The organism is uncultured Holdemanella sp., assembly GCF_934754935.1.
Classification (GTDB): domain Bacteria; phylum Bacillota_I; class Bacilli_A; order Erysipelotrichales; family Erysipelotrichaceae; genus Holdemanella.
Genome location: NZ_CAKVJB010000001.1, coordinates 56,097 through 69,398, shown reverse-complemented (window position 1 = coordinate 69,398; position 13,302 = coordinate 56,097). Strand labels below are relative to the sequence as shown.

At 34.3% G+C, this 13,302-nt stretch carries 12 protein-coding genes; 5 read left to right on the top strand and 7 right to left on the bottom strand.

Going from position 1 to position 13,302, the window contains the following annotated elements; translation table 11 throughout:
* Nucleotides 1-63: 63 nt before the first annotated feature.
* The 3 genes from Q0E86_RS00330 to Q0E86_RS00320 are packed head-to-tail and all read right to left on the bottom strand — an operon-like array spanning nucleotide 64 to nucleotide 3,935.
* Nucleotides 64-579: a hypothetical protein gene (locus tag Q0E86_RS00330; protein WP_295753995.1), complete on the bottom strand. Its 516-nt coding sequence runs from the start codon at nucleotides 577-579 to the stop codon at nucleotides 64-66.
* Nucleotides 580-627: 48 nt separating this feature from the next.
* Entirely contained in the window at nucleotides 628-3,768 is a 3,141-nt protein-coding gene (locus tag Q0E86_RS00325) for a CAP domain-containing protein (protein ID WP_295753994.1), read from the bottom strand.
* Nucleotides 3,765-3,935 carry a hypothetical protein gene (locus Q0E86_RS00320; RefSeq protein WP_295753993.1) on the bottom strand — a complete coding sequence of 57 codons (171 nt, stop codon included), beginning with the start codon at nucleotides 3,933-3,935 and terminating at the stop codon, nucleotides 3,765-3,767. The genes Q0E86_RS00325 and Q0E86_RS00320 overlap by 4 nt, the downstream gene beginning before the upstream one ends.
* Nucleotides 3,936-4,058: 123 nt before the next feature.
* Here Q0E86_RS00320 and Q0E86_RS00315 point away from each other — a divergent pair, with 123 nt between their 5' ends.
* The 4 genes from Q0E86_RS00315 to Q0E86_RS00300 all read left to right on the top strand — a co-directional run bounded on the left by Q0E86_RS00315 (nucleotide 4,059) and on the right by Q0E86_RS00300 (nucleotide 7,708).
* On the top strand, nucleotides 4,059-4,445 hold the full coding sequence (locus Q0E86_RS00315; RefSeq protein WP_295753992.1) for a helix-turn-helix domain-containing protein: 387 nt from the start codon (nucleotides 4,059-4,061) through the stop codon (nucleotides 4,443-4,445).
* 64 nt (nucleotides 4,446-4,509) lie between these two features.
* Nucleotides 4,510-5,694, top strand: coding sequence for an aspartate kinase (locus tag Q0E86_RS00310; RefSeq protein WP_295753991.1), 1,185 nt, complete (start codon nucleotides 4,510-4,512; stop codon nucleotides 5,692-5,694).
* Complete coding sequence (locus Q0E86_RS00305; protein WP_295753990.1) at nucleotides 5,694-7,028, top strand: RsmB/NOP family class I SAM-dependent RNA methyltransferase; 1,335 nt, start codon at nucleotides 5,694-5,696, stop codon at nucleotides 7,026-7,028. The genes Q0E86_RS00310 and Q0E86_RS00305 overlap by 1 nt, the downstream gene beginning before the upstream one ends.
* A complete protein-coding gene (locus Q0E86_RS00300; protein WP_295753989.1) occupies nucleotides 7,025-7,708 on the top strand; it encodes a pseudouridine synthase in 684 nt (227 codons plus the stop codon). Before Q0E86_RS00305 ends, Q0E86_RS00300 begins: the two co-directional genes overlap by 4 nt.
* Nucleotides 7,709-7,835: 127 nt before the next feature.
* Here the strand turns inward: Q0E86_RS00300 and Q0E86_RS00295 are convergent, their stop codons facing one another.
* Nucleotides 7,836-8,882, bottom strand: coding sequence for a Fic family protein (locus Q0E86_RS00295; RefSeq protein ID WP_295753988.1), 1,047 nt, complete (start codon nucleotides 8,880-8,882; stop codon nucleotides 7,836-7,838).
* A 287-nt stretch (nucleotides 8,883-9,169) separates the two neighbouring features.
* Between Q0E86_RS00295 and Q0E86_RS11135 the strand changes: the two genes are divergently transcribed.
* Entirely contained in the window at nucleotides 9,170-9,382 is a 213-nt protein-coding gene (locus Q0E86_RS11135; protein ID WP_367117365.1) for a diguanylate cyclase domain-containing protein, read from the top strand.
* 132 nt (nucleotides 9,383-9,514) lie between these two features.
* Here Q0E86_RS11135 and Q0E86_RS00290 read toward each other — a convergent pair whose 3' ends face one another.
* The 3 genes from Q0E86_RS00290 to dapD all read right to left on the bottom strand — a co-directional run bounded on the left by Q0E86_RS00290 (nucleotide 9,515) and on the right by dapD (nucleotide 13,296).
* Nucleotides 9,515-11,239 carry a class I mannose-6-phosphate isomerase gene (locus Q0E86_RS00290; RefSeq protein WP_295753987.1) on the bottom strand — a complete coding sequence of 575 codons (1,725 nt, stop codon included), beginning with the start codon at nucleotides 11,237-11,239 and terminating at the stop codon, nucleotides 9,515-9,517.
* A complete protein-coding gene (locus tag Q0E86_RS00285; RefSeq protein ID WP_295753986.1) occupies nucleotides 11,236-11,772 on the bottom strand; it encodes a glucose-6-phosphate isomerase family protein in 537 nt (178 codons plus the stop codon). Before Q0E86_RS00285 ends, Q0E86_RS00290 begins: the two co-directional genes overlap by 4 nt.
* 846 nt (nucleotides 11,773-12,618) lie before the next feature.
* Nucleotides 12,619-13,296 (bottom strand): 2,3,4,5-tetrahydropyridine-2,6-dicarboxylate N-acetyltransferase, encoded by a 678-nt coding sequence (gene dapD, locus Q0E86_RS00280; RefSeq protein ID WP_295753985.1) that lies wholly within the window; start codon nucleotides 13,294-13,296, stop codon nucleotides 12,619-12,621.
* Between the last annotated feature and the right edge of the window lie 6 nt (nucleotides 13,297-13,302).

Genomic DNA, 13,302 nt, shown 5'->3' with positions numbered 1-13,302 from the left:
TTTGTCAAGAAATTGAGTCACCCCTCATCGTTCTTGATGAGGGGTGACCTTCCCTTTTTCTTTTTATTCTACTATTCCTTTTACCAGCAAACTTTCATTTTCCTTTAATTTAAAGTTCAATTCATCTGAACGATAAATGGAAGATTCAATAAATTTAATGAAATTATAAGACATAAACATTGTCCAAGACATCGCATTCATTTCAATAATTCGCCATGTTGGATAAAGATCATATCCCGTTTTATAGTTTCGTGTACATGGTACATAATCATTCGTTAAATCGAATAAACTATTTAAAACAACTTTATATACCCCATGATTCATTTCTTCTTTACGTTTATTTAATCTTTCTCTTAAAGCTCTACTTGAACTAAACTCTCTTTGTTTATCCTTAATATATTCTTCAATACAATCAATTAATGGTTGAATTTCATATACACTACATTCAAAGGTACCATCCTCATAAAAGATTGCTTTTTGTTGCTTCATAACTTTTATAAATCCAATTGGTACTTCATTATCAGGAAAGATTTGATACCAGTCACCACGATTATTTTGTATTTTTATTTTAAATGACATATTTAACCTCATAAAACAAGGAGAGACTTTCATCTCTCCTATAATTCACTAGTCTTCTTTACGAGCGTGTTTACCTGTAAATGCAACACCAGCAAGTCCTAATACACCACTGAGTGCATAGAAGCCTAATGCAGTTTGAGTAGCTGTATTTACACCATTTGATTTTTTAGTATCGACACTATTTCCAACATTAGCTGATTTATTTGTTTTGGTTTTATCGTTTTTATCTGATTTATTCAAGTAATCACTTAATGCTTTCATAGCTTTGTCATGATCTTCTTCAGCTTGTGATAAGAATCTTTGAGCCAATACATATCTGTTGTACTTAGCCTGGTAATCTGCGTTTTTAACTTCCAAGTCTGCTTTCAAAGTTTGAGCTTTATCGACTTCTACCTGTAAAGCACTTAACTTAGCTGTCAGAATATCGTTTCCAACTGTTGAGATGTCGGCTTTAGAGCCGTTAAGCAATACGTCTTTCAATACAACTTTAACATTTTTCAATGGAGCAGCTTCAGCGTCTACTTTAGCCTTTTCGTTTGCAGTTGCTTCAATATCAGCTGATAAAGCTTCAATGTTTTCGTCTGCTTTTGCTTTTTCAGTTTCTTTAGCAGTGATTGTATCTGCTAATTTTGTGATGTCTGCTTCTAATGATTCGACTTGTGCAGAAGCTGTATTGTATGTGTCAACAGCTTTCTTAGCAGCATTTCTCAATGCGTCTTTCTTGCTCAAGTTTTCTTTAGCTGTCGCCAAACGTGCGTTTGCATCATCTGAAGTAGCTTTTGCATCATTGAACACATCAGATGCTTTCTGGTGTTCATCTACAGCTGTATCGAATGTGTCCTTCATCTGAGCTTTTCTAGTTTTAGCTTTTGCCAAAGCATCTTTTGCATCTGCTAAATTCTTTTCAGCTTTTTCTGTATTTGCTGTCCAGTTGCTGATTCTATCATTCAAAGTATTCACTTTGTTTTGAGTTTCTTCAGTCTTAGCCTTTGCTGTATTCACGTTGACAGAAGCTGTTTGACGTGCATTTTCTTTAGCTGTCAATTCTGCTTTTGCACTGTTCAAAGCATTTTCTGCGTTTGCTTTAGCCGCTTTTGCTTCTTCAACTTTTTGATCAGCTGCTTTTGTGTTTTGTACAGCTTGGTTATAAGAAGCTGTTGCCTGATTTACACGATTCTGTAATCCAGCACGTGCATTTTCTTTTGCAGTTTTCTGGTTCTGTAAAGAAGTTAACGCGTTTTTCTTAGCATTCAATAAGTTGAGAGCGTTTGTTACAACCGTATTGTCTTTAGAGCCTGAACCAGACGCATTGTTGACAGCGTTCTGTAAAGTTTTGTGCTGAGAATCTACAGATTTCAAATTGTTGTAGTAGTTATTGAATGATTGTTCAAATTCAGATACAGTCATTTGAACTTCGTGATTTACATCAGTTACCTCATCCAAAAACTCCTGACAATGAGCTGTAGAAAACTGTCCATTTGTTCCAACTGCGAAGCCTGTCACAGTATATCGCTTTTCAACAATATTTTTATAGTGACCAACATCTGAGAATTTATGATTTCCAGCCAAAAATTCAGCTTTTTCCTGGTCGTACCAGCCACGGAATGGGCTTCCTGCTGTATTAGCGTTTCCATATCCCCACGCAAGATTTTCTCCTGTAGCATATACACCAGCGTGCTCCATATTTGATTTTGCATGATTTGCATTTACTTGAGCGACAGCCATCAGCCATGTACTAACCTTTAGCTCAGAAAGCCCTTCCTTTTTACGAATCTCATTACATTCTTTTAAATACGCAATAGAAGCCTGCATGTTTTCTAAACTAGTTGCATCATCTTTTTGCCCCATATTTGTATAAGATGCCAAATTCGCTTTTGCCATACTTGAACTATTTTTATCAAAAATACGATCTGTTGACGCTCCAACGCCGATAGAATCAAAATATCCTTTACTTCCCTGATTCAATCGAGCCAGTTCCGTAGCATATTTCGCTTCAAAATCAGCTAAATTCTTTTTAGCTTGTTCCAATGGAGACATTGTCGAGTTAAAATCGTTTAAAGCCTTGTCATAAGCTGTTTGAGCTTGATTTACTTCATTCTGAGCTGTCGCAATCTTAGCATTTAATTCTTTGATTGCTGCTTCATTCTTTTCCTTTTCAGCATTTGCCGCATCCAAAGAAGATTTTGTTGATTGTTCTTTAGCTTTTGCATCATTCAACTTGTTTTGAGCGTCTGTTACAGCCTGCTGAGCATTCGCTAAATTTGTCTCAGCAGTTTCCTTTGTGGTTTTTGCCGTTTCATAAGCTAAATTTGCAGAAGCCAATGCGTTTTCAGCATCTGTCTGTTTTTGCTGTGCAGTCTGTAAATCTGCTTTTGCGGTTTCTAATTCAGCTTTTGCAGTTTCCATTCCGTCTGGATCTGTCATAGAATCTAATAAAGTCTGAGCAGAATCCACAGCTGTTTGTTTTTCTGTTACTTCAGCTGTTGCACTTTCGTAATCGGTACGAGCCTGATTCAAAGCATCTTCTTTAGCTGTCAAATCACTTTGAGCAGTATCTAAAGCTGTTTGAGCTTCATCAACTTCCTTTTGTGCTGTATCTGTTGCTTCCTGAGCCTTTGTGGCATCTTCAGTTGCCTGATTGTATTCTGTCTCAAGTTCTTCAGGAGTCTTCATAGCTGCCAATTGATTTTGCAAGTCTTTTAATTCAGATTTTTTGTTGACTAATTCTTTCTCAGCTTCTTGTTTTGCCTTTTCTGCTTCTTGAGAAGTTTTTTGTTCTGTGTTCAAATTGACTGTCATTTGAGCAATCTTAGCTTCTAAATCCGCAATTTCATTCAATAAAGACTGTAAGCTTTCATCAATATAGCCATTTAAAGCATCATAGCCTGTTTGTACTACCGTGTTTTGAGACGTATAAGCATTGTTTGCTTTTTCAGCTTCTAATTTTGCGGCGTCTGCTTCAGCTTTTTTTGCATCTACATCTTTTTTTGCAGCATCTACTTTTTCTTGTGCTTCTTTGATTTTTTCTTCTAATAATTCTTTCTGTGTTTTTTCAACTTTGACTTCTTCTTTTTCGGCTGGAGTTTCTGGATCTGCTGTAACACCCTTTGCGAATACACTCATTTGTCCAGCTTGCGTAATCACCATACTGGCTGTTGCCAAACTTGTTAATGTTTTCTTGTTGTTCATTTTTTTCCTTCCCATTCCCTGTTATAATCTTTACTTTTGGAATATTTCATTTTTCTTAATTCTTCAGAAAAATCTATAACTTCTTCTAAATCTTTTTTGTGAAGTTCTCGCAAGCTTTTTCGCAGGCTCTCAAGGACCTTCAACTCTTCTAAAGTTAGTTTTTCCATATAATATACTCCCTAAGTATCTACAAGAAACATTATAGTATCTTCAATACATTAGGTCAATTCCCAATGTTGATTTAAGATACTTTTATTATATATAATTAATAAACAGTGAGGCATATTACAATGAATTATGAAATTGGCAAAAGAGTTAGGAAAATACGATTACAAAAAGGAATTAGCCAAGAACAGTTTGGTGAGCTAATTGGAATCAAAAAAGCAGCAGTATCAAAAATAGAAAATGGCGATAACAGTTTATCAAGAAGCAATCTAATTTCTATATGTAAACAATTCAATATTAATGAAGAATGGTTGTTATATGGTAAAGGTGAGATGTTTATTCCTGAATCTAGAGAAAATGAAATTCGAAGATTCTTTGAAAATGCCATGTCGTCTGATACTGATTTAGCAAGGATTCAACGCAAATTCATTAATACACTCATTTCCTTGGATAAAGAAGAATGGATCGTGCTCGATCGATTTATGAAAAAATATAATTTTAACCAAAAATAATATCTATAAGCTGTCTAAGACAGCTTTTTATATGTTAAAATGGTATGGTTGGAGAAAATAGTTTATGAATATAGTAGAAAAATATGGTGGAACCAGCGTTGGAACCATTGAACAGATTCAGGCCATTGCACTTCATGCCAAACACATGAAGGAACAAGGCCACAATCTAGTCATTGTTGCGAGTGCTATGGGAAAAACCACAAATAAATTAATAGAATTAGCTCATAGTGTCACAAACAATCCAAACAAGCGAGAATTGGATAGTTTATTATCTACGGGTGAGCAACAAACAATTACACTTCTTGCGATTGCGATGAATGCACTAGGTGTGGATGCAATCAGTTTAACTGGCTATCAAGCAGGTTTTCTGACAAGTAAACACCATTCTCGTGCTTTGATCAAAGATATTGATACAACCACAATTCAATCTCATTTAGACCAAGGAAAAGTTGTTGTCGTAGCCGGCTTTCAAGGGGCTACTGAATATGGTGATATCACTACTTTAGGTCGTGGTGGAAGTGATACAACAGCCGTTGCGATTGCCGCAAAACTTGGATATCAATGCCACATCTTTACCGATGTAGATGGTGTGTATACAATTGATCCACGATTATATACGCGTGCTAAAAAACTAAAATCAATTTCTTATGAAGAAATGATGCAGATGGCATGTTTAGGTGCTGGTGTACTTGAAACGCGAAGTGTCGAACTTGCTAGTAAATATAATGTTCCCCTTTTCTTAGGAAAAGCTTTGGAAACAGATTTAGAGAAAGGAACTTGGATTATGCATAAAGAATTAGAAGATATGCCAATTACGGGTTTAAGTGTAAAAGATGACTATGCGATCATGCGCTTTATGCACTTACCTAACGATGGTGTTTATTTAGGAAAACTATTTAAGATGATTTCCGATTTAAATATCAACCTTGATACAATTTCACAACAATTAGACGATGAAGGCCTTGCCAACTTTACTTTATATTGTTCAGAAGAACAAAGTAATCAAATTATGGAAAATGCTTCAAAAGAATATCCAGTACATCAAATGCTTGGATATATCAAATTGTCTTTAGTAGGACTTGGAATTTCTACACATTCTGGTATTGCGAGTAAAGTATTAAATATCTTAAGTGAAAACAATATTAAATATTATATGATCACTTCAAGTGAAATTTCCATCTCACTAACAATTGAAAAGAAAGATAAAGTTAAAGCCGTTCAAACTTTAGGAAAGGCATTTGATCTATAATGGAACTTCCAATTAAATTTAAGGAACAAATGAAAGAACTTCTTCAAGATGAATATGAAGACTATCTACATAGTTTTGATCATGAAAGATATTATGGGTTAAGAATCAATACACTAAAGATTTCGGTTGAAGAATTTTTAAAAATTTCTCCCTTTAAACTTGAACCTATCCCATGGACAAATGATGGCTTTTATTATTCAAACGAAGATAAACCCAGTAAGCACCCCTACTATTATGCAGGACTTTACTATCTTCAAGAACCCAGTGCCATGCTTCCAGCGCAAGTACTTCCTGTAAATGAAAATGACATTGTATTAGATACGTGTGCAGCTCCTGGAGGAAAAAGCACAAAGCTTGCGACAAAACTAAATCATACAGGACTCTTGATTTCAAATGATATCAGTTCTTCAAGATGTCAAGGACTTTTAAAAAACATTGAACTATTCGGATGTGACAATGCTTGGGTGACCAGTGAAGATTTGACAAATATGGAAGAACACTATCCTGAAACATTTGATAAGATTCTAGTGGATGCTCCATGTAGTGGTGAGGGCATGTTTCGTAAAGAACCCGACTTAATTAAAAGCTGGATTGAAAAAGATGATACATTCTATCCACCTATTCAAAAAAACATTTTGAATGCGGCCGTATCCATGTTAAAGCCGGGAGGATCCATTGTATATTCCACTTGTACTTTTTCGATTCATGAAAATGAAGAGGTCATTCAAGACGTATTAGACAAGCATCCAGAGCTACATCTTGTTCCCATTAAAAAAATAGATGGAATGATGCCAGGCATCAATATGAATGAGTGTGTTCGTTTATATCCCCATAAAATCAAGGGAGAAGGTCACTTTGTGGCTTTACTTGTCAAAGATGGAGAAACAAAGCGCAAAAAAACAAGGCTTGAACCAAGTGATAAATTGGATGATTGTGTAACAGATTTTTTAAGATTGGTTAAATTAAATAAAGGCACAATCAAAGTCAAAAAAGATAAGGTTATTTGGTTAAATACAGATTTTCAAGCCTATAAAGGCTATCGCGTACTTAGATCAGGCTTATTATTAGGTCAATTAAAAGGTAAACATTTTGAGCCAGCTCAAAGCCTTGCCCTTGTCCTTTGTCCTGAACAATTTAAAAATGTATTAAACTTCTCAATCGAAGATGAGCGTGTTATTAAATATTTAAAAGGTGAAACTCTTGATGTAAAGGATTTAGATGCGAAGACATCAGGATGGAGTCTTGTTTGTGTAAATCACTTCTCTTTAGGTTTTGCAAAACTCTCTAAAGGATCATTAAAAAATAAATATGCGAAAGGATGGCGTTATCAATGAGACTTGACAAATATTTATCTCATATGGGATTTGGCACAAGAAACGACGTAAAAAAATTAATAAAAAATGGCTGGGTTACCATCAATGATGAAATAATCAAAAAAGCAGACTACAACGTAAAAGGCGATGATAGAGTCTGCGTAGATGATGAGCCTGTAAGCTATGTAGAATTCGAATATTACATTTTAAATAAACCACAAGGCTATGTAAGTGCTACAGAAGACATGGTCTATCCTACAGTTATGGAACTTGTTCAAAGTCAAAGACACGATCTATATCCAGTTGGAAGATTGGATGTAGATACAGAAGGCTTATTACTCATCAGCAATGATGGTAAATTAACGCATGAAGTCTTATCTCCTAAAAAACATGTAGATAAAAAATATTATGTTGAATTTGACGGAACGCTACCAGAAAATGCCGTAGACTTTTTTAATCAACCTATGGAATTTGAAGAATTTACTTCAGCCCCTTCTAAATTAGAAATATTAGATACAAACAAAGCGTATCTAACGATTCATGAAGGAAAATTCCACCAAGTCAAAAGAATGTTTGAAAAAGCCAATTGTACAGTTACCTATCTTCAACGTATTGAGTTTGGTCCTTTAAAACTAAATGATTTACCATTAGGTGAATTTAGAGCTTTAACCCAAGAAGAGCTAAATGCATTAAAAAGCTAAGAAAGGGGCTGTAACGAGTAAGTGATTTTTATCGCTTATGGAGTTCAGCTCCTCTCTTTTTTGTAACAATAAAATGCCCATTTTTCGTACACGGGAACATGTTCTAAAAACGAAATCGGGCTGATTCTTATTTTAATCTAATATAAAATGTAGATTTCCCTCTGCCTTCCCTGCGAAGTTCTCCTTCTGCTACAAGCTTACGAAGTGAACCTTCTATCGAACTCACACTGAGTGCCGGGCATAGTTCTCGAATATCTTGTTTATTGAATTTTCCAATCCTTTGCTGTGTAGCTTTACGAACCATCTCAATTGCCGGAAGTTTTTCTTCTACAATTTCAAATCGGTCTTCAAAATCTTTGTAAGCAGCAAGAATTGTTCCAAGCAAATATTTGATAAAAGGAACTGCGTCCTCTTCTCCTTCATGCCAGCCATCCTGTGAATGACCCAAAGCCTCATAATACAAATCCTTATTCTTTGCAATTTTGGCTTCAAGCGAGATGTACTTACCAACATAAAATCCACTACGATAAAGTAGCAGAGTTGTAAGCAATCTGCTCATTCTGCCGTTACCATCATTAAATGGATGGATACACAGAAAATCATGTATAAAAATAGGAATAGCCAATAATGGCTCCACCTCATAATTTCCAATTACCCTGTTGTATTCTTCACAGATTCTATCAAGAGCTTCTGGTGTTTCAAATGGTGCCAATGGTGTAAACAGCACCTCCGTACGTCCGTCTGGATATGTGGCACTAATATAATTCTGTACATTCTTGGTTCGCCCAGCGAGTGGATTATTCATATGGCTGCATAGTATTTTATGCAACTGTAAAATATAGTTTTGTGTAATAGGAATCGTATCAAAACTCTCATGGATGATATTTAATACATCACGGTATCCTGCGATTTCCTCTTCATCTCTATTCTTTGGTGTGGTCTTCTCCTCCACCAACTGCTTAATTCTTGTATTGGTTGTTACAATACCCTCTATCGCATTTGAAGCCTCGGTACTCTGAATCTTTGCTATCTCCACAAGTTTCTCCAACTCGTCTGGTCTTTGCTTTAGATATAGTTCTTGTTTCCCTGCGAACTTGTATATTGCTGCTATGAGACCAAGAATTTCTGAATCCCACTTATCTTCTTTGATTTTTGAATAGTTAAACGGTCTCATTATTTAAACACCTGTCTTTCATTTTTCCCTTAAAGCGTCTTGTTTCCCTTAAATCATAATCAAAAATAAGGGAAAGTCAATATGTTTAAGGTCATTTCCCCTTAAACTCGTTCGCTTTTTACGAGATAAATAATATTTTATGCGATTCACAGGGATATATCCACACTTTACAAGAAATATAAATAATCCTTGTGAATAGAACATGAAAGATAAAGACAACCGATACTATCACATTGTCACAATTAGTATGGAATGGGAAGATAAATTATCTTACGCTCACTTCATTCATGATATTACACAATCAACAAGCTAGAATTGATACATCAACGCAAGATGGTAATCGCTATTATTTTAAGGATGAAATACAGAAAATTTTAGATTATAAAATATCCGAAACTTTGTGTTATCGTGACTTAGATCACTTAAAATATGTAAATGATCATTTTGGACATGATGTGGGTGATCAATATATATGTGAATTTGTGAAAATGATATTATAGCTCGTTTATTGGAACTTTTCATATTAATAAATCTGAAAAGACTTCATTATCAAGAATCCTGCAAATCACCGATCAAAGAATGTATGCACAAAAGCGAAAACACAAAATGACAACCATTTAGGCTGTCACTTTTTAATTTCTTACATATGCCTTTAATACTTTCACTTCATCACAATCATAAGGCTTGATTGTATATTCCTTGATACTTGCAGGAATAATGAAGGTTTCTGCATAATGCACAATGAACGGTTCAAAATCACCTTCAATTACTGCACTCTTTCCATCAATTAGATTCAACATATTGACTGTACCATGTGTTTTATGGAATGAATTCTCTTTGATTGTATATCTTCTTGTTTCAATGAATTCTAGTTCATGTAAACCCGTATGCTCAATCTTACAATCATTTCCATCTTCTTTTACTTCATAAATCGCATTCACTAAGTGTTCTTTGACCCATTTTGTAGTACGATCCCATTGAATGACATGTTTACCATGTTCAATATTAATAGGTCGAGGAAGTCCATCTAAACCTAGTCTTTGCCAGTCCCACAATTTAAAAGTAAAGATATATGGTGTTGCACTAATTTCTAGAACCATCGCATTCTTTCCGGAACAATGACAAGTTCCTGCTGGAATCAAGAAGTGATCATGTTTCTTTGCCGGAAACTTATTAATATACTTATTGGCATCAAATACAATTTCACCACGTTGCGCAGACTCTAAATCAGAAATCATTTCATTGGGTTGAATATCTTCTTTTAGACCTAAATAAACATGGGCATCTTCCTTGGCATCTAAAATATAATAACTCTCATCTTGTGTATAGCTCATACCAAAACTCTTTTTAATATATTCCGTTAATGGATGCACCTGCAAAGATAAGTTTTGTCCTTCCATCGTATCTAGAAAATCAAAACGAATAGGAAATTCAGCTCCAAAACGAGAATAGACTTGTTCTCCCAATAATTCTTTTGGTTGATACAATACTAGATCCATAGCCGGAAGTTCTACAGTAATTCCATCATAGTCAAATAGAATACTATTTTCTTCTGGCACACCATCAAAGCTCCATGCATAATTTGGCTGATCCTTGTCTAAGTTACAAACTTCCTTCATCCATTGACCACCCCATACACCTGGATCAAAGTATGGTACAGTACGAAATGGTTGTTTTGATAATTGATGCAAACTTATCTTAAATGTATCACTCGAAATCATCTTTGGATCGTTTGATTTATTTGTATCCACCACATAATCAAAACAATTAAACCGTTCAGCCTTATGTTTATCGGCAATACGCCATTCAATAAAATAGCCACGCTTATATTTCTTTAAAATATCTTCACCAAAATTATCACAATTATAATTTGCCATCCCTTTACGATAACGAAGTTGAATTTCCCAACGTGCCATATCAAAGTAGACATACACATCACCATGACTTACTAAACCAGCACCAACTCCATAAATGATAGTAGAACCATGATGTTCTTTCACCTTATTTTTAGCTTCTTCTAATTTATCTTCATCCATAAAATCCACAAGATTGCCATAATACATCTTGCCAAACACACGATCATCCGTTAGATTGTATTTCATTTGTTCGGTCATAGTTTTGCCATCTTTAAAAAGATCATGCATATTGATTTCTAAAGAAAAATTGAAGCGTTTGATTAGTTCATATACTTCATCTTCATCTACACCTGGATAATAATCAAAAACTACAACACTCCTATTATTAATTTTCTTATTTAACTCCTGATAGATTGCATCACATCCATGAAACGCTCTATGATTCTTTATTGTCGTCTTAGGAAAACGATCATATTCCGATTTAAAATTTAGATAACTCATTCTTCCTCCACTTTCAATTCACCATTTTGCTTAAACACTCTTACAGTAAAAGGATGCTCTTCTACACGCTTATAATCATGACCCGCATGACTTGGCCACATACATTGTACTTTCAACTCACTATTTCCCGTATTCACAAGTCGATGTGCCAAATGACCATCAATATAGTGTACACTACCACAATACACTTTCTCTGCATGACAATGATAGTCTTCATCCATCAATAAAAGAAGACCTTCTCCACCCATACCACAATAGATTTCGTCACAATCTAAATCTTCATGGAAATGGCCACGCGTTACATTACATTCCCCATTTACACATACTGGCTGCATCACCGTCAAACCATAACACAAACCATCATGTTCATAAGAATATACTTCATACATAATTTGATCATCTGAAATACTTGAATCTACATCCTTATAGAATGTCTTAGCATCTGCATATAGTTTTGTACTCTTCTTAACATCTTCACCTTCAATCACACCATTTAAATAATCATGAACTACTTTAGGATCTTTAATTTCCATAATTGCCTCCCATTAAAATGTTATATCATTTAATTTTATTATAGAACTATTGTTATAACATTTCAATATAAAGACAACCTCAATATTTATACATCTATACAATAAAAGTCCAAACTAGCTTTATTTAAAACCATTTTGGACTCTTTTTATTCATTTGAAAAATAGATGTATAAATCAAAAAAAATAATTTATCACATCTACAAATATCACTGATTACCATTATATTTTCACTCAACTCCAGTTGATCTTCTTTAGTTCATTCCCTTTTTTTGTGCAAATGCACACTTTTTAGTAATGCTATTTTATGTGCATATAGGCATTTTCACACTTTATGTTCTAACACATAAATTTTTCTAATATTTATACATCTATACAAAAAGCCAAAATCAGCTTTATTTAAAACTCTTATGGACTCTTTTTAATCATTTAATAAATAGATGTATAAATCAAAAAAAATTTATCAAATCCACAAATATTCCATTATATTTTCACTCAATTATTGTTAATTCCATTTAATCCATTCCCATTTTCCGTGCAAATCACGATTTTTAGTAATGCTTTTTATCAAAATACAAGTCAACTGACAATCTCTGTTTCTTTTTTATGATTTAAGTTTTAGTACATCAATTCCCACTTATTTTTATACATCTACACAAAAAGTCCAAAACAGCTTTATTTAAAACTGTTTTAAAACCTTTTTAATCATTTGAAAAATAGATGTATAAATCAAAAAATATTTTATCGAATCCACAAATATCCCATTATATTTTCACTCAATTACAATTAATCCATTCCCTTTTTTTGTGCAAATGCACACTTTTTAGTAATGGCAAAAAAAGGAATCCATTACAGACTCCTTAACGCATCCTCTAACTTTGTCTTTTGTGTAGCTTTTTCATCCTTCATCTTAATGACTCTTGCAGGACATCCTGCAACTACGGCATTTTCAGGCACATCATCAATGACAACTGCACCTGCTGCTACAACGGCATTTTTTCCGACATGAACCCCTTCAATCACTACGGCATTGGCACCAACTAAAACATCATCCTCAATGATAACGGGTGTGGCACTTGCTGGTTCAATAACACCTGCTAAAACGGCTCCAGCTCCAATATGACAATGTTTTCCGACGGTAGCTCTTCCACCTAATACAGCACCCATATCAATCATTGTACCTTCACCAATCACAGCACCAATATTAATAATAGCACCCATCATAATAACGGCATTATCCCCAATTTCAACTTGTTCACGAATAAATGCACCGGGTTCAATACGTGCATGAATATCTTTTAGATCCAACATAGGAACGGCACTATTACGACAATTATTTTCTACTTCATATTCCACTTCTGGATTCATTGAAAGAACGGGTTCAATATCTTTCCAATCTCCAAATACAACATTGCCAAAGACTTTACAATTTGGGAAAGAAATTTCTCTTTCTGAATTAAAATATACTTTTACCGGCGTTTTCTTTTCTGCCGTTTGAATATAACGAATAATTTGTTCTGCTTCCATATATAC